The organism is Flavobacterium melibiosi (assembly GCF_048158545.1).
GTDB lineage: Bacteria > Bacteroidota > Bacteroidia > Flavobacteriales > Flavobacteriaceae > Flavobacterium > Flavobacterium melibiosi.
Genome location: NZ_JBLNKU010000003.1, coordinates 26634 through 45540, shown reverse-complemented (window position 1 = coordinate 45540; position 18907 = coordinate 26634). Strand labels below are relative to the sequence as shown.

Sequence of the window (18907 nt, the reverse complement as noted above, 5' to 3'; positions counted from 1 at the left end):
AACATTTAAGAAATCGCATTTTAATCATAAGAAATGGCTTCTATTTTATCAAATCCAGTATTAAAAGGTATAAAGTCAGCTGTAGTAGAATTGCATTCAATTTTCATGAAAATACAATTAACATCCCCAAAGTAACTGGCAACCGCTACTTCCGAAGCATCTTTCCCATTTGCAATTTTCACTAATCCATTAGAAACAGCTAATTTAGTGGGGTCAAAAAAGATCCATTTTCCACCAATATACGCTTCAAAACAAGCATGAAAATCAGGTGGATTAAGGTTATAGGCGTATCCGGTAAAATAGCGTGCCGGTATGTCTAACGCTCTGCACAGCGCAATTCCTAAATGGGCAAAGTCTTTACAAACACCAACTTTCTGGAGTAACGTGTCACATGCTGAAGTACTTGAATTGGTAACGCCTGTTTTATATTTGATAGTGTTGAATATCCATTCGTTTATAGCTTTTGCTTTAGCATATTCATTTGGCAAATATCCAAATTCCTTTGTAGCAAATTCTAATAATTTATCAGACTCACAATGTCTGCTAGGAGAAATAAAAGGCAAAACTTCGTGGTCCAAATTTATAATTGGTATGGACTGCAAAAGTGCTTTTTCATCATAAATTGTGTATTGAACATCAATTTCTGCTTGGTATCTTATTGTGAAAAACACCCCTTGCTCCACTTCCATTTTCACAAAACGTGTTCCTGAATTTTTCAAAGTAAATTCCTCAAATTTTATAGCGGGAGTAACAATTAGAGATTCTAAAATAATTATTTGGCTCGCTGATTTTGCTGCCTGTATATTAAAAATAAAGGTAGTTGGAGAAAAGACTTCATATGACAATTCACTATATACTTCAAATTTCATTTTGTAAATTTACCAATTTGCAGTTGGTACTAAATACGATTGTATGATTTATTCTCACCTGATATTCGCTTTTATCAGATTCTTAAATCCGATAGAATCTATTTATGCAATTCCAAAAAAGTGATACTTTTTTTTATACTTTTATAAACACAACAAGAATTTCAATCGGTTTTGAAAAAAGGAATAAAAATTGACAAACAAAAGGAAGATATAGCCGTTCCTATTTTCGACACCGCCATAATTCATTCGGTAGCTGCAGTGGCACTTGCTTTAAGCTGAAAAAGATAACACGATTTGACATGAAACAATTATTGACATCTTTAAATCGAAAAAAACGTACTATTATAAATGAAAAATTTAAGTCTAATAATTTTTGCCGTACTGTATTCCTCTTTTATATCTTCGCAAGAAAAAATAATAAAAGGAACTGTAACTGACAGTCTAAACAAACCAATCAAATATGCCAATATTGGAATCTTAAATAAATCTCTAGGAACTGTATCTAATGAAAATGGAGAATTTAGTTTAGTATTGGATAACTCCATACAATTAGACACTTTAAAAATTTCTTGTCTTGGTTTTAAACCAAAGGAAATAACCATTCAAGATAATTTTAATATTACAATCCCTATTATTATTTCATTAGAAAATACTATTGAAAAACTGGATGAAGTTATTATAACTTCTGGTAACCTTAAAACCTATTCTGTTGGTAAATTTAAAACGGAAACAAAGCATGAAGTACTATTTACTAATCCTAATATAAAAAATCTTAATTTAGGTTCTGAAGTTGGTAAAAGATTTATTTTGGGTAACACAAAACCTAGCTTATTAACATCTTTTAAATTTTTTATTAAAGATAATAATTTTGAAATGGTCCGTTTTAGAATTAATATGTACACGATAAAAAACAACAAACCAGATCAGAGAATTAATCAGTCAAATATAGTCGTTGATGCTTATAAAAAGTATGAAGATTGGGTAACTGTAGATTTATCAGAATTTAAAATCATTACCCAAGAAGATATAATTATTACAGTTGAATGGATAGATCATTCAACTGATGGCAATAGACTAGATCTCCCTATTATAATCCCATCTTTTGGCTCTACACATTATTACAAATTTGGAAGTCAGGGTTCATGGGAAAAATATAGCAATATCTCTTCGGCAATGGTACTAACTTATAAACAATAACATCAAAAATAAAACATGAAAGCAACAAAATTATTATTCCTAGTGGTTATCGCCATAGCCATCACCAGCTTTAAAAGAATAACACCTGATTCTAAAATTGTAGTTCAATCAAGAGAATTCTACCAGATCAAAACATATATTTTCAAAACAGATCTGCAGGTACAAACTACTGATAAATTCTTGAAAGAAGCATATTTGCCTGGACTAAAAAAATTAGGTATTAAAAATATTGGGATTTTCAAACCAAAACCAAATGCTACTGACACGATAAAAAAGATTATAGTACTAATTCCTTTTTCATCCATGTCACAATTTCTTGGATTGGAAGAAAAATTGGCTAAAGACAAAACCTATTTGAATGCCGGAGCAGATTATTTGAATGCAACTTATAAACAAGCAGCATATGTCCGTATCGAATCTATTTTATTGAAAGCATTCGCTGATCATCCAATTTTGTCAACTCCCGTTTTGAATAGTCCAAGAGCAAATCGAGTATATGAATTAAGAAGTTACGAATCAGCAACCGAAGCCATTTATAAAAACAAAGTCGATATGTTTAATGCCGGTGGAGAAATAAAACTCTTTGACCGACTTGCATTTAATGCTGTTTTTTATGGTGAAGTGATTTCGGGTGCCAAGATGCCAAACCTGATGTACATGACCACTTTTGCAGATCAAGCCAGACGAGACGAGCACTGGAAGGCCTTTTCAGCTTCACCGGAATGGAAAGGACTACTAGCTATGGAAAAATATAAAAACAATATTTCCCACATAGACATTACTTTTTTGTATCCAACAGACTATTCTGATTATTAGATTTTATAACTCAAGCATTTCATAAAACAAAACTACAATTCTAAAAAGTTGTAGTTTTTTTATTTAAGATTAGAAAACACGTAGTAATTTTAAAATAGGGGGAGCTGATTCTTTTAGCAAGATTTTACTAATAAATTTAAGTATCTTTAGTGCTATTTACAGCTATGGAAACACTCAATACAATACTAAAACTCGCTGCAGGAATAGGCTTGTTCCTTTTTGCCATGTATCTGGTGGAGGAATCCTTGAAGAATCTCTCAGGGAGAAGTTTCAAACTGTTTCTTCAGCGTATCACAAAAAATAATCTCGGCGCTGTAGCCGGTGGAACAATAGTAACCGGTGTTCTTCAGAGCAGTTCTATGGTTTCGATGATGGTATTGGCATTTGTTGGTGCAGGTGTTTTTACGATGAAAAATGCCATGGCTATTATTCTGGGTGCGAATCTAGGAACTACTCTCGCAAGCTGGCTAGTCGCCACCCTTGGTTTTAAAACCAATATTGAAGTGATTGCCTATCCGGCAGTTTGTCTGGGTGGTTTTCTTCTAATTCTGCTCGGAAACCGTAAGACTATAAAATACGTCTCTTATTTTCTTTTGGGATTTGGATTAATGTTCATCGGCCTTTCTTTTATGAAAACGGCTATGGAATCACAGGTACAGCATTTTGATTTTTTACAATATGCTTCGATGCCATTAATTATTTTTCTGCTTATTGGTTTTTTAATCACGTTGATTGTTCAATCGAGTTCCGTTACCATGGCGCTTACATTGAGTGCTCTCAACGCTGGAGCGATTGGGTTCCCAATGGCAGCCGCAATAGTATTGGGTTCAGAAACCGGTACCATAATTAAAATTCTTGTAAGTGCAATTGGTGGTAATGCTTCCAAAAAACGAGTGGCATTGGGCAATTTATTGTTCAATATCTTCATTACCGCAATTGCTTTTGCACTGCTAAAACCAATTCTTTTACTGATAACCGATATTATAAAAATCAAAGATCCGCTTATTGGGTTGGTTACTTTTTCGAGTCTGATTAATCTGCTGGCTATTGTGCTATTCCTTCCCGTTTTGGATTTATTTACAAAATTTCTGGAGCGTTTTTTCAAAAAAACCGATGGTTCTACAGCAGCTTTTATAGGACACGCCTCAATCTCGGAGCCAGAAACGGCTTTGGATTTATTCCGAAGGGAAACAAGCTATTTTATTCATAATTCAATGCTTTTTAATTTAGAATTATTCAAGATCGACATGCTCACACTTAAGGAGCAAATTGATTACAAAGAAATTAATAAGGAAAGGAATTTTGATTCAAAAACTATTGAAGAAAAATACGAATTCCTAAAACAGTTGCAAGGTGAATTACAGGCTTTTTATTTGAAATTAAGAGTGAAATTAAATAGCGAACAAAATTCTGAACTCAACCAATTAATTTCTGCTGGGCGAAGCTCCATGCACGCCGTGAAAAGTGTGAAAGATATTGGAAGTAATATTACGAATCTCAGTCATTCCTCTAAAGACATTAAATATCAATTTTTCCTGCATCACAAAAATGAAACTGAAAATCTCTACCTGAAATTAAATACGTTACTCAAAAAAGAAAAACCGGTTAGTTTTGAAGAACTGGTATCCTTATTTGATACGATTCAAAAAAACTACACCACTGCACTCAACGCCTTTTATACTGAAGCACAACTCGCCACTATTGAAAACATAGACATTACAACAGTTATCAATTTTAACAGAGAACTTTTTACTTCAAATAAGGCGATGTTAATGGCTGTAAAAGACATTCTATTAGATGAAAAACAGGCAGAAAATTTTAATGAAATTCCGACCTATAAAACATAAACTGAGCATATCTCTTTTTAACACCATCCAAAAATTTTACAATAAAATTTGTAAACTTTGTAATAAATTTCTTTTTATATTTTTCACCTTTGCAGATAATCCTGTTTATGATTGCAATTGCTATTCTGGATTAAATTGGTTAATTTTAGACCTAAAAACAAGACCATTTGAAAAAATACTTAAAGAAAAGTTTAAAGATTTTCCTTTGGATAATAGGATCAGTACTCTTGTTGTTCTTACTATTGGTTGTGGCCATTCAAATCCCTTCGGTTCAAAACTACACCAAAGAAAAAGCGGTAACGTATCTGGAAGGAAAAATTAAAACAAAAATTTCTATTGACCGAATAGAAATTGGACTTCCAAAAAAAGTAATTCTCGAAGGCGTTTATTTTGAAGATCAAAAAAAAGACACTCTTTTTGCTGGAGAGAAATTAGCTGTTGACATTAGCCTTTTACAACTAATGAACAACAAAATAGAAATTAATTTCTTGGAAATGGAAGGTATTTCAGCTAATCTAAACAGAGATTCCAAAGCCATTTTTAATTTTGAATATATCGTTAAGGCTTTTGCTTCACCAGAGAAACAGAAAAGCGATTCACCACCGATGCAATTTTCCCTAGAAGAAATTAAATTGAACCGAATACATTTTAAGTATACCGATGCCGTTACAAAAAATGATATCATTGCTACTCTAAATCAATTTGAAACGAGAATTAAAACGTTCGATTTAGACAAAATGAACTTTGAAATTCCAAAAGCTAAAATTAATGGACTAAAGTTTAAATTAAAACAAGGTTTGGTTCAAATATCCAATGCAACCAAAGTGGCCGCCGCTAAAAACACTCCGGAATCCATCTTAAAATTAAAATTAGGAGAAATTGATTTGGCAAAAATTGATTTCGATTATCAAAGCGAGGAAACTAAATTATCCACTAAATTCTACTTTAAAAAACTATTAGCTAAAATCGACAAAATTGATCTTTACAATCAATTATTATTAGTTGAAAGTATTGATTTGGTTGGTGTAGAAGGCGATTTGACTTTTGGTAAACAAGACAAAAAAAATACAAATAAAGAAACTGCAACCGGTGAATCCAACGACTGGGAAGTCAAAGTAAATAAGACTGAATTTAAACGAGTTATCTTTCGTTATGACAATAACAATATTGCAACTCAGAAAGGAATCGACTACAACCATCTGAATATTACCAATTTAAACCTGCAAGTGGATTTCTTAAATTACAATCCCGAAAACATTTCCGGAGATGTAAATTCGTTAACATTTAAAGACAAAAGCGGACTAAATGTTCAGTCGTTTAACGCTGAATTTTTCTACGGTAAAAAGAATGCTTTTCTTAAAAAATTATATTTAAAAACACCTCAAACAGAATTGAGGGATGAAATCAGAATTGGATATCCTTCTATCCGATCACTAGCAAAAAACCCAGGCGAATTAGGGCTTACGTCTTATTTAAAGAAAAGTAAATTAGGCGTTAAGGATATTTTACTTTTTGCTCCTACTTTAACAAACACAAATCCTTTCATGAGCCATCCCAATGCGATACTGCTCGTAAATGGAATCATTAGAGGAAAATTAAAAAATATTGAATTCCCGAATATACTGATTAGTGGTATTGGAACTACAAAAGTAGCTGCAAGCGGAAGAATCATCGGTTTACCAGATGTCAACAAAGCTTACTTTGATTTGAACATTAAAGACTTAGAATCCGGCTCGAAAGATTTTAATGGATTTCTACCTCCAGGAACGATTCCTAATTCAATTCAATTGCCTGCGAAGTTCAGTGCAGTAGGAACTTTCAAAGGGACTATTGCTAATTTCAATACCAATATGAATTTGATAAGTAGTTTTGGAAATGCCAAAATTAAAGGCGCCTACGACCGTAGAATAAAAAACCAGGAGAAATATGATGCTCAAACGGAGCTGACAAATTTCGATTTAGGAAAATTCATCAAAAATGATTCTATTGGAAAAGTCACTTTAAAAGCAAACATAAAAGGAATTGGTTTCAACCCAAAAACAGCAACAGCTTCTTTGAGCGGAACTATTCTAAAAGCCTATTATAATAAATATACGTATAAGAATCTGGATGTAAAAGGAACTATTCGTAGCGGAAATTTCAATGCAACTGCTTTTGCAAAAGATCCTAACCTTACTTTTGATTTAGTCAGCAGCGGGAGCTTCAGAGATAAATATCCTACCGGTAAACTGAAACTGAATGTTGACATCGCCGATTTGGAAAAACTGAATCTGCATGCAGGTCCAATGAAAATAAGAGGCGTTGTAGATGCCGACATTCAATCGGCTAATCTAGATTACCTCAACGGAACTGTAAATGCGCACAGCATCACCATAGCCAATGCGAATGAACAATTTGTAATTGATTCTATTAATGTATTTGCTACATCCACTTCTGAAAAAAACACATTGCTATTGAAATCCCCATTTTTGGATGGCGAAATAAATGGAAAATACAAATTATCAAAAATAGCGACCGCTTTAAAAAATTCTATTGCTCAATATTATGATGGCAACCCGAATTCAAGAAAAATAGCTGTTGAAAAACAACAATTTGCTTTTAAAGTTAGTGTAAAAGACAGTCCCATTCTATTGAAACTTATACCTGAATTAAAAAGTCTTGAACCTATTACTATAGACGGAAGATACAATTCGGTAAACGATTCTATTGTCCTCAGCGGTGCTATTCCAAAATTAACGTATGGCGAAAATACCATTACAAACGCAACTCTAAAAGTAGATACTCAAGATAAAGCGCTTATGTACACTTTGATTGTAGATGATATCCAAAACAAACAAATTCAGTTGCCTTATACAAACATTTCAGGAAAAGTCGAAAAAAATATTCTAGGCTATACATTGCAATTAAAAGATATAAAAGACGTAGAAAGATACTTGATAACCGGTACATTACAAGCAACAAACGGAAATAATGAAATAAGTCTTGATCCAAATAATCTGTTACTCAACTATGAATCTTGGAAGATATCGCAAGACAATTTAATTCGTTTTGGCAAAAAAGGAATTTATGCTGATAATTTCGAACTGAGTAAAGACGGTAGTAACATCCGAATCCAATCTCAATCTGATAATGTGAATGCACCTATCATGATTGATTTTAAGGATTTTGACATAAAAACCATTACTAGTATGGTTGAAAAAAAGGATTTACAAATGAGCGGTAAAATCAATGGAAACGCATTGGTTAAAAATGTAAATACAACGCCGCTTTTCACTTCGGATTTGAATATTGAAAATTTCACTTTCAAAAAAGATACTGTCGGTAACATTAGTATAAAAGTAAATAATGCAATTGCAAATAGATATGATGCCGTAGTTGGAATTACAGGCCAGGGAAATCAAGTCAATTTGGACGGATTTTACAAAACAAACGAAAGCAGTTTTGATATGAATCTGACTATTGAAAAATTGAATTTGAAAAGCATTCAAGGTTTTACATTGGACAACATCAAGGAAAGCACCGGTTTTTTGACAGGAAATTTTAAAATAACAGGAAATACAAAACAGCCTAAAGTGATTGGGGAATTGCAATTCAATGAAATTGGTTTCAAAGCCACTCAACTCAATTCAACCTTCAAATCTATCAATGATAAAATCGTATTTACAAGCGATGCCATTATTTTTCATAATTTTATTATTAAAGATGAAAAAGACAATGATTTAGTCATCAATGGAAAAATCAATAGTGAGAATTTCAGAAATTTTGGTTTTGACCTAGCCTTAGATGCTGACAATTTTAAGGCTATCAATTCTAAAGCCAAAGACAATGATAAGTACTATGGCGAATTATATTTAGACAATCATTTAAGAATATCAGGTAATTTTGACAATCCTATTGTTGAAGGAAATATCAAAATAAACAAAGACACTGAATTTACTATTGTTATACCACAATCTGATCCGTCAATTGCCGATAGAGAAGGAATTGTGGAATTCATTGACCAAGACCATCCACAATTAATGGACACTATTGTTCTTGATGAATTGAGCAGTGAAATGGATATAAAAGGAATCAATGCCTCCGTAAATATTGAAATAGATAAAGAGGCCGAATTATCACTGGTCATTGACAAAGCCAACGGAGATTTCCTAAAATTAAAAGGAGAAGCACAATTGAATGGTGGAATAGACCCTTCCGGAAAAACGACACTGACCGGAAGATACGAGTTATCTGAAGGTAGTTATGAAATGAATTTTAATGCTATTAAAAGAAAATTCGATATCAAAAAAGGAAGTTATATTCTATGGACCGGAGAACCTACAACGGCAGATATTAGTATTACAGCAATCTATAAAACAGAAGCAGCCCCAATTGATTTAGTGAATGACCAATTAGGAGATGATATTACTGCCGAAGTGAGAAACACCTACAAACAAAAACTTCCTTTTGAAACCGGATTAAAAATGACTGGTGAATTAATGAAACCTAACATTTCTTTTGATATTGTTTTACCGGAAGGAAACAATAGCGTTTCGACTGAAATCATTAATACTACGCAAGCTAAATTGACCCAATTACGTCAGCAGCCGGATGAATTGAACAAACAGGTTTTTGCCTTACTCCTACTGAATCGTTTTATCGGAGAGAATCCATTTGCCAGCGAAACTGGTGGAACAAACGTTTCATCAATAGCCAGGGAAAGTGCCAGTAAAATTCTATCGCAACAACTTAATAATCTCGCAGAAGATTTAATCAGTGGCGTAGAACTTAATTTTGATTTGAATACCTCTGACGATTATACTACCGGGCAGCGAGAAAACAGAACCGATTTGAATGTAGGCATCTCCAAAAAACTACTGAATGACCGGTTAAAAGTTACTGTTGGAAGTAGTTTTGGAATTGAAGGACCGCAACAAGTCAATCAAAATGCAAATAATATTGCCGGTGATGTTTCTATTGACTACCAGCTTTCAAAAGACGGAAGATATAAAATGCGAGCGTACCGGCTAAATAAATATCAAGTGGCGCTTCAAGGTGAAGTTGTGGAGACCGGAATTGCTTTTATAATCACTTTGGATTACAATAAATTCAAGGAATTATTCCGTAAAAGTGAAGCGCAAAAAGCAGCTAAAAAATTAAAAAAGGAATCAAAAAAGAAATCTGATGAATAAGACCCATTTACTATATTTTCTTTTTTTAACATTGTTTGCCACATCGTGCAGCAATACAAAATATTTACCCGAAGGGGATCTTCTCTATATTGGTGCAAAAGTAAAAGTGGAAGGGAATGAAACTTCGAAGAAAGAAAATAAAGCTTTAAAAACGGCTTTAAAAGAAATTCTTAGACCAAAACCCAACTCCTCTTTTCTAGGATTACGTCCAAAATTATACATCTACAATTTAGCGGGAACACCAAAAAAAGAAAAAGGATGGCGCCATTGGCTGAAAACCAAAGTGGGAGAACCACCCGTCTTATACAGTCAGGTCGATTTAGAGTACAGTAAAAGTGTGGTACAAAATTTCTCTGAAAATAGTGGTTATTTCAATGCGAAAACCACCGCAGATTCAACCAGAAAAGGTAAAAGAGCAACTGCAGAATATAGTGTAAAACCGGGAAAACAATATAAAATCAGAGAAGTGAAATTCCCAACAGATTCCTCTATAATTTCAAAGGCTGTCCGCAATACCAGACGCAGAAGTCTGTTAAAAAAAGATCAGGGATACAGTCTTGATGCTATAAAACTGGAAAGAATTCGAATTGACGCCAGACTAAAAGAAAAAGGTTTCTTTTACTTTAATCCCGATTACCTCAAAGTTCAGGTGGACAGTACCGTTGCCGATCATCAGGTTGACCTCATCGTAAAAGTAAAAGACGAAACACCCAAACTAGCCGAAACGCCATTCAAAATTAATAAAATCATTGTTTATCCAAACTACTCTATTGCCTCTGATAGTTTGAAAATTGATTATAATTCAATTAAAAAATACAATGATTTTACCATTATAGATCCTGAAAATTTATTCAAACCACGCGTTTTTGATCGGGCACTGTATTTCAAAAAAGAAGATTTATACAATCGTACCGATCATAATTTATCTTTGAATCGCTTAGTGAATTTGGGTACTTTCAAATTTGTGAAAAATCAGTTTAGGGCTTCTGATACGATTGGAAATTATCTGGATGCCTATTATTACCTTACTCCGTTACCAAAAAAGTCAATTCGGATGGAAGTCCTGGCAAAAACCAATTCCGCTAATTATACCGGAACAGAACTGAATTTTAATTGGAGTAATCGAAATGCTTTTAGAGGTGCAGAATTGCTTACCATTTCTGCATTTGGTGGCGTTGAAGTACAAGTTTCCGGACAAAACAGCGGTTTTAATGTATATCGCGTTGGTACTGAAGCTAATTTGGTCTGGCCAAGATTTGTATCTCCTTTTAAACTAAACCCCGCAAGTGGTTTTGTGCCAAAAACAAAAGCTACAATAGGATATGAATTTCAAAACAGGATTAAATTATATTCCTTACAAACATTCAAAGGCTCCTTTGGTTATTTATGGAAAGAAAATGAGCGAAAAGAACACCTCTTTAATGTTACAGAGATCACTTATGCCAGTCCGCAAAATGTAACGCCCTTATACCAAGAACAAATTTTAGCTAATGCTTCTTTGGGGAAAGTAATCGAAAAACAATTAATCTTTGGACCATCGTATTCCTATACTTACACCAATACATTACAAAAAAGAAAGAAAAATACATTTTACTACAAAGGCACTATAGATCTTGCTGGAAACATTGCCGGATTAGTTACGGGAGCAAATATTCAAAAAGGGGACACCATTAAACTATTTGATGTTCCATTTAGCCAATTTGTTAAAATAGAAAACGATTTTAGACATTATTTAAAATTAGGACCGGACTCCCAACTGGCCAGTAGAATTATTGTCGGAGCTGGATTTGCTTACGGAAATTCGCGTGAAATGCCATTTATAAAGCAGTTCTTCATTGGTGGAACCAATAGTTTAAGAGCGTTCCGTGCACGTTCCATAGGCCCTGGAAGTTTTGATGGTTCTGCTACTACCAGTTCTTTTTTGGCAGATCAATCAGGTGATTTAAAACTGGAATTTAACACGGAATACCGAGCCAAAATTTACGACTTTGTAAAAGGTGCGTTATTTGTAGATGCAGGAAATATATGGCTATTGAAAGATAATCCCGAAAAACCGGGCGCTCAATTTTCTAAAAAATTCCTGAACGAAATAGCCGTTGGGACAGGAGTCGGATTGCGTTTTGATTTCTCTTTTCTTATTCTTAGAACGGACTTCGCCTTCCCTATTCGGAAACCGTATCTGCCCGATGGCGAACGTTGGGTTTTAGATAAAATAAGTTTTGGAAATGGCACCTGGAGAAAAGAAAATTTAGTTTTCAATTTAGCCATTGGATATCCTTTTTAATCCGGAAATTAACAAAGCGCTTATCAAAAAAGTGGTAATCTGTTGCCAATTGACAATCTCGAATTTTAGTCTTCAAAATTTTGCACCTAACTAAGAGATTAAAAACATAGGATATGGTTGTACTTTTACGAATCACAATTGTGTTATCGGTTACTAACTCAAAAGCAGTTAAAAAATGGATGCCAAGAAAAGAATATTAACCAAGTTTATGCGTTTTTGGAAACTCTTAGGACCCGGTTTAATAACAGGTGCCAGTGACGACGATCCTTCCGGAATTGCTACTTATTCTCAGGCAGGTGCTGCATTTGGACTCTCAACATTATGGACTGCGCTTATTGCTTTTCCACTAATGGCTTCAATTCAACAAATGTGCGCCAGAATTGGTCTGGTTACTGCACAGGGTTTAACAGGTACACTTAAAAAAAATTATCCAAGACCCGTTTTGTATCTCATGTTACTTTTCAGTTTCCCTGCTATCATAATGAATATCGGCGCTGATATTGCTGCAATGGGTGCAGTAGGTAATTTACTGTTCCCCACAATTGAAGCCACTTTTTTTAGTGTTGTTTTCACTATCATTCTGTTGGTATTAATTGTCTATTTACCGTATCAAAAAATTGCTTCAACACTCAAATACCTCTGTGTAGTTCTTTTGGTGTATTTAATTGTACCCTTTTTATACGAACAGGATTTAATGGAAATACTCAAGGCAACCTTTATTCCTACGATACAATTTAACAAAGATTATATCGGCATTCTTGTTGCTATCCTTGGAACGACTATCTCTCCTTATCTGTTTTTTTGGCAGGCATCCATGGAAGTGGAAGAAATGAAACATAGGAAAAAGCATTTAATGGTAAATAAAAAAATAATTAATGAGATGAAAGAAGATGTCGACTTCGGGATGTCCTTCTCTGGTTTGGTCATGTTTTTTATTATTCTTACTACCGGAACCGTTTTATTTAAAAGTGGAATTCATCAAATTGAAACTGTGGAGCAAGCAGCAATGGCATTAAAACCATTAGCAGGTAATTCCGCATACCTTCTTTTTGCAATTGGGATTATTGGTACAGGCCTTTTGGCTATTCCCGTTTTAAGCGGCTCCCTTTCTTATATTATCACCGAAACTTTTGGTTGGGAACAGGGGCTGGACAAAAAATTTCATGAAGCAAAAGCATTTTATATTGTTATTGCGATTTCACTGATATTAGGTTTATCCTTAAATTATATTGGTATTTCACCAATAAAAGCACTGCTATACACTGCAATTCTTTATGGCTTGACCGCACCTGTATTAATTGCTATTATTCTGCATATTTCAAACAACAAAAATGTGATGGGAGAATATACAAACGGGAGAACTGCTAATATCCTTGGGATTATAGCATTTCTTATTATGACAACTGCAGCACTCACATTAGTTTACCTGCAAGTGACCGATAATTAGCCCTGAATTTAGGATTTGCGATTCTGTAGTGCAGTACTTCAAAAAAATCACAACAAATAAAAAAATTATAATTTCTGTTCTGTTTTTTTTGCTTTCTTTACGAAGATAAATTTTAATAAATCTTTCGCATGAACCAAGTTTTTCATTCTTTTTATTTTCATTTCAGTAAACAAATGGAAAAGCATAGCATAGACATCATGCGAATTGCCATTGCCATAGTTTTTATTTGGTTTGGAGCTTTGAAGGTTATTGGAATGAGCCCTGCAGAAGAACTCGTTGAAAAGACGGTCTATTGGTTCCGCCCTGAAATATTCATCCCAATTCTTGGTGTGGCTGAAGTAATTATAGGACTGGGACTGCTTATAAAAAGACTTGTTCCTTTTACAATAATCTTATTGTTGTTACATATGGCAGTTACTTTTTTCCCACTTTTTATCTTGCCTAGAATTTGTTTTGACGCTTTTCCCTATTGTCCTACAATGGCGGGGCAATACATTATTAAAAATCTAGTTCTTATAGCCGGAGCATTTGTCGTTGGTGGAAAATACAATATGAAGTATTATGATAATAAAGAACTTGCAAAGAAAGAAATATAATTTTAATTCTTAAGTAAATTTTATTTCATCTCTTCCATTTTAGCGCCACATTTGGAGCATTTACCCTGAGTCATGCTTTCATCCTGCCAACACGTACACACATGCTCTTTTTTAGATAGCCCGTCCTCTTTATGCGATGTAGTTTGCTTAGAACATTTAGGGCATTTACCATCTTTCATTGTTGTTTTTTCCTTGCACATTGGGCAATATGTTTTGGTACTATTTTCAGCTTTAACCAACTCCATTCCGCAGGCAGGGCATTTTCCTTGATACTCTTCCATAACATTAGGATGCATCTCACAGGTGTACTCCATTTTATTATCCATCAGATCATGCATGTTCCCTGTTTTACTCCTATTGTCCTGAGCAAATCCCATAGTGGTAAATGCAACAGCCATTACTAGCGTAAATAAATTTTTCATTCCATTTGAGCATTAAATTATGTACTATTTTTTGGATTCACCCTGAACAATAAAAAATTTGAAATTAAATTTATAACTCCCTGTTAAAAAATAAAATAAAGGGTATAAATAAGCGTCCTTTATTTTACCACAAACACGCTGTGTATCAAAGTTATATATTATTTTTCAAATATGATTTAGAACTATTTACAATTTTTACCTATCCAATAAAATAGTGATTATCAGAATTTATTTTTTCGATTAATTTGAGAAACAGTAAAAACGATTAGTTATTATTTACTGCTTAAACAAAATAGGCAGAGCAATGAAAAATCACAATCTGTTAAGAAATAATTAAAATACAATAGAAATTTTATTAAATATCCATCATTTACCTTCTTTGGCTCGCAATCGGTATTACATTCGATTATATTTGCAGTAAATAAAACCTACTAAATAATATGGAAGAATGTATCTCTGTTTTTGACATGCTAAAAATTGGTATCGGGCCTTCGAGTTCGCATACTCTTGGGCCTTGGCGTGCAGCGGAACGTTTTCTTGGAGAATTGCGAAGCGAAAACTTAATGCATACCGTAAGCAGCGTAAAAATAGATTTATACGGTTCCCTTTCCCTTACAGGCAAAGGTCACGCAACGGACTTGGCAATCATGCTGGGTTTAAGCGGGCAGGATCCTGAATATATTCCAGTTTCAAGTATCGATGGAATTATTAAATCAATCAAGGATAAAAATGAAATCAATTTTGGCAATGAAAAGCAAATTCCTTTTCATTTTTCAGAAGACATTATTTTCAATAAAAACTTCCTTCCTTTTCATGCCAATGGTTTGACTTTTACAGTTCAAACAACGGATGATAAAGAATATTCATCTACCTTCTACTCTATTGGCGGCGGATTTGTAGTAAAAGAAGAACGCATCAATGCCAAGAAAAAAATTGCTATAAAATGCGCTTTTCCTTTCCCAATCGATAAGGCTACTGAACTTTTGGACTACTGCACAAAAGAGCATAAAAAGATATCGGAAATCGTTTATGAGAATGAAAAATCGATGCGTTCCGAAGAAAACATTCATCATGAATTAATGCGCATTTGGAATACCATGTTGGAATGCATGTATATCGGTTGTCATTCTGAAGGGATTTTGCCCGGAGGATTACATGTCCGCCGTCGTGCGTTTGATATGCACCAAAACCTCATTGGCTTAGCAAACTATGATTCTCCGCAAACTTGGTTAGAAGAAATCAGAAAAACCGAAGTGAAATTTCGCCAAATACTAAAATGGGTAAGCTGTTTTGCACTTGCTGTAAATGAAGTTAATGCCGCTTTAGGACGTGTGGTTACAGCTCCAACAAACGGAAGTGCGGGCGTAATTCCATCTGTATTAATGTATTATTTAGTTATCGAAAATCATAATGCTGGCGAAAAAGAAATCAAGCAATTCCTGATGGTAGCCAGCGAAATAGGAAGTATTTTCAAAAAAGGTTCTACTATTTCTGCTGCAATGGGCGGTTGTCAGGCAGAAATTGGCGTTTCATCATCAATGGCAGCAGCAGCTTTATGTGAATTAATGGGTGGAACTCCGGAACAGGTTTTAATGGCTGCCGAAATTGCCATGGAACATCATCTTGGTTTAACGTGTGATCCTATTGGTGGATTAGTCCAGATTCCGTGTATCGAAAGAAATACGATGGGTGCCATAAAAGCCATTAATGCTGCCGAATTAGCATTAGAAACAGACCCTAAAAATGCAAAAGTACCTTTAGACAAAGTGGTGGATACCATGTGGCAAACGGCCAAGGATATGAACAATAAATACAAAGAAACCTCCGAAGGCGGTTTAGCAATCGCTGTGAATATGGCGGACTGTTAAGCGGTTCATTTTTATCCTAAACTTAAAAAATAGTATCGTTAATTTAAAATAAAAGCAATGAAAATCAATTGGATAATAGTAGGTATTGTTGCCGTTTGTGTAGTTATTTTGATCGTATTTATTATTAAAAAAAATCAGAAGGATAAAAAAGAGTATACCAATTTTTTAAATAATGATTACAAAAAAGCAAATAAAGAGGAGTCTGACTTGAATAATGATGACTATTAAATTGTATTCATGGATTAACGATTGCCGTGAATCTTTCAGACTGTAAAAAAATTGATCAGTCGCAGTTTGCGATTCAGATATTTAATAATTTGAATACTGCAAACTGCGACTGAATACTGGAATTTACTTTCTTTTTAATTCCAATTTTAGAATAGGTTGATATACAAAAGGTACCTCCTCAATTTCAACATCACTTTTATCCAATCCAAAGGCTTTTGTGTCCGAAAGTGACCAATTTTTCAACATGTAATAGGAATTTAATAAAAGTCCGTCTTTAACTGTAAACTCATTTTCTACAGATAAGAATTTTTCTAAAATAATAAATTTAAAATCGGGCTCAGCATTGTATTTAGTAGAGCCATCCGGTCGAATGTGTAAATTTAATTCTTTGTTTTGGACCAAATCCTGCACAATTTTCTTAAAATACAATTCCACTTTGGGTTGAATTCGGAAACCAATATTCAATACAATTTTGATGACCTTATCGTCCAACAGCTCAATAACTTCATAATTTAAGGTAAAAGGATCATTGGTTCTGTTAATGTGAAAAAACCAATACACATCAGCTCTTTTTGGTTTTTTAGAAAATATAGATTTCAGTATTTTTTCTTCAACTTCATAATTCCTATCTGCCTTAGATAGATAAATTAAATGGGTTGAATACTTGGAAATCCCAATATCATTACTCAATTCCTGCAGTTGTTGCGTATGCTCCGTTAAATTAGTGAATTTTAGAAATTTATTATTAATTTTTCTGGCAAAAAACCAAGCATACATGGTCATGAAAATAAAAAGTTCAAAGAACAAAAACATCCAACGCTCTTTGATTTTTACAATATTAGCAATGAAAAATGAAATTTCGATAATGACAAAAATTGTAATAATTAAGGTTATCAAAATTCTATTCATCTTTCTTATATAAATCAAATAATAATTTAAAAGAACAGTGGTCATCAGCATCGCAATAGTTATTGAAAAACCATAAGCTGCTTCCATATTTGATGAATTTTTAAAATATAAAATCATCAGAATACAGCCAACCCAAAGAATTGTATTCACCGATGGAATGTAAATTTGTCCCTTTAAATTTGTTGGGTTTCGCATCGCTACTCTTGGCCAAAAGTTGAGAGACATCGCTTCATTTATTAACGTATAGGAACCACTTATCAAAGCTTGTGATGCGATAATAGCCGCAAAAGTGGCAATGATTACTCCCGGAAGCAAAAACCATTGCGGCATGATGGTATAAAAAGGATTTCTTCCATCAAGAAACGTATTTTCCTGATTCATAAGCCATGCGGCTTGGCCTAAATAATTTACAACCAATGCGATTTTAACAAAAATCCATGTGATTCTGATATTCTTTTTTCCACAATGTCCCAAATCTGAATACAATGCCTCCGCACCAGTTGTACACAAAAAAACAGCCCCCAATAACCAAAATCCATGCGGATATTCTACTAATAATTCATACGCATACATTGGGTTTAAAGCAGTTAAAATAGCAGGATGCTCTACTATTTGAGCAGCTCCTAATACAAAAAGCATGGAAAACCAAACTACCATGGCCGGTCCAAAAAAGAAACCTACTTTTTGTGTTCCAAATCGTTGAAAAAAGAACAGTCCTGATAATATTGCAATTACAATTGGTATCGTTGGGATATTGGGAACCACATCTCTTAAACCTTCCACTGCAGAAGCTACAGAAATAGGAGGCGTAATAATTCCATCTGCCAGGAGCGTTGTCGCACCAAGTATCGTAGGAATAACTAATTTTCCTTTTCCAAAACGCTTTACAAGTGCATAAAGGGAAAAAACACCACCTTCGCCATGGTTATCTGCTGAAAGCGTTAGTAAAATATACTTAAAGGTCGTTTGAAATGTAAGGGTCCAAAAAACACACGAAATACCGCCATAAACAAGTAATTCTGATATTTCTCTTTCTCCAATAATGGCTTTCATTACATACAAAGGGCTCGTTCCTATGTCGCCATAAATAATTCCTAGTGCAACCAGAAGTGATGCGGCGCTGACTTTTTGAATTGTTGATTTATTCATTTTAAATTTAATTTTTAGATTGTAGTACGCATTAATTATTAGACAATAGAAATCCTTATTGTGATGTTTTATACATACAATACAATGATTTTTATCTTTTTTGA

The 18907-nt window shown here is 33.8% G+C and carries 12 protein-coding genes; 9 read left to right on the top strand and 3 right to left on the bottom strand.

Annotated elements, in window-relative coordinates:
• Positions 1 to 20: 20 nt before the first annotated feature.
• Positions 21 to 869, bottom strand: coding sequence for a transglutaminase-like domain-containing protein (locus ACM55F_RS04175; protein WP_416852456.1), 849 nt, complete (start codon positions 867 to 869; stop codon positions 21 to 23).
• A gap of 348 nt (positions 870 to 1217) precedes the next feature.
• On the opposite strand from ACM55F_RS04175, the gene ACM55F_RS04170 reads away from it, so the two are divergent.
• The 7 genes from ACM55F_RS04170 (at position 1218) to ACM55F_RS04140 (ending at position 14227) form a co-directional block, all read left to right on the top strand.
• Entirely contained in the window at positions 1218 to 2066 is an 849-nt protein-coding gene (locus ACM55F_RS04170) for a carboxypeptidase-like regulatory domain-containing protein (RefSeq protein WP_416852455.1), read from the top strand.
• A 15-nt stretch (positions 2067 to 2081) separates the two neighbouring features.
• On the top strand, positions 2082 to 2882 hold the full coding sequence (locus ACM55F_RS04165) for an NIPSNAP family protein (protein WP_416852454.1): 801 nt from the start codon (positions 2082 to 2084) through the stop codon (positions 2880 to 2882).
• Between the two features lie 164 nt (positions 2883 to 3046).
• Positions 3047 to 4729: a Na/Pi cotransporter family protein gene (locus tag ACM55F_RS04160; RefSeq protein ID WP_416852453.1), complete on the top strand. Its 1683-nt coding sequence runs from the start codon at positions 3047 to 3049 to the stop codon at positions 4727 to 4729.
• 167 nt (positions 4730 to 4896) lie between these two features.
• Positions 4897 to 9900, top strand: a complete 5004-nt coding sequence (locus ACM55F_RS04155; RefSeq protein ID WP_416852452.1) for a translocation/assembly module TamB domain-containing protein — start codon at positions 4897 to 4899, stop codon at positions 9898 to 9900.
• Positions 9893 to 12184, top strand: coding sequence for a translocation and assembly module lipoprotein TamL (gene tamL, locus ACM55F_RS04150; RefSeq protein WP_416852451.1), 2292 nt, complete (start codon positions 9893 to 9895; stop codon positions 12182 to 12184). Before ACM55F_RS04155 ends, tamL begins: the two co-directional genes overlap by 8 nt.
• A 175-nt stretch (positions 12185 to 12359) precedes the next feature.
• Positions 12360 to 13631: an NRAMP family divalent metal transporter gene (locus ACM55F_RS04145; RefSeq protein ID WP_416852450.1), complete on the top strand. Its 1272-nt coding sequence runs from the start codon at positions 12360 to 12362 to the stop codon at positions 13629 to 13631.
• Positions 13632 to 13804: 173 nt separating this feature from the next.
• Complete coding sequence (locus ACM55F_RS04140) at positions 13805 to 14227, top strand: DoxX family membrane protein (RefSeq protein WP_465245381.1); 423 nt, start codon at positions 13805 to 13807, stop codon at positions 14225 to 14227.
• A 20-nt stretch (positions 14228 to 14247) separates the two neighbouring features.
• On the opposite strand, the gene ACM55F_RS04135 is transcribed toward ACM55F_RS04140, so the two are convergent.
• Positions 14248 to 14649 (bottom strand): heavy metal-binding domain-containing protein, encoded by a 402-nt coding sequence (locus ACM55F_RS04135; RefSeq protein WP_416852448.1) that lies wholly within the window; start codon positions 14647 to 14649, stop codon positions 14248 to 14250.
• Positions 14650 to 15089: 440 nt separating this feature from the next.
• Between ACM55F_RS04135 and ACM55F_RS04130 the strand changes: the two genes are divergently transcribed.
• Both ACM55F_RS04130 and ACM55F_RS04125 read left to right on the top strand, forming a co-directional pair.
• Entirely contained in the window at positions 15090 to 16517 is a 1428-nt protein-coding gene (locus tag ACM55F_RS04130) for an L-serine ammonia-lyase (RefSeq protein ID WP_416852447.1), read from the top strand.
• A gap of 57 nt (positions 16518 to 16574) precedes the next feature.
• Complete coding sequence (locus ACM55F_RS04125) at positions 16575 to 16745, top strand: hypothetical protein (RefSeq protein ID WP_416852446.1); 171 nt, start codon at positions 16575 to 16577, stop codon at positions 16743 to 16745.
• 123 nt (positions 16746 to 16868) lie between these two features.
• On the opposite strand, the gene ACM55F_RS04120 is transcribed toward ACM55F_RS04125, so the two are convergent.
• Complete coding sequence (locus ACM55F_RS04120) at positions 16869 to 18803, bottom strand: KUP/HAK/KT family potassium transporter (protein ID WP_416852445.1); 1935 nt, start codon at positions 18801 to 18803, stop codon at positions 16869 to 16871.
• Positions 18804 to 18907: the final 104 nt, after the last annotated feature.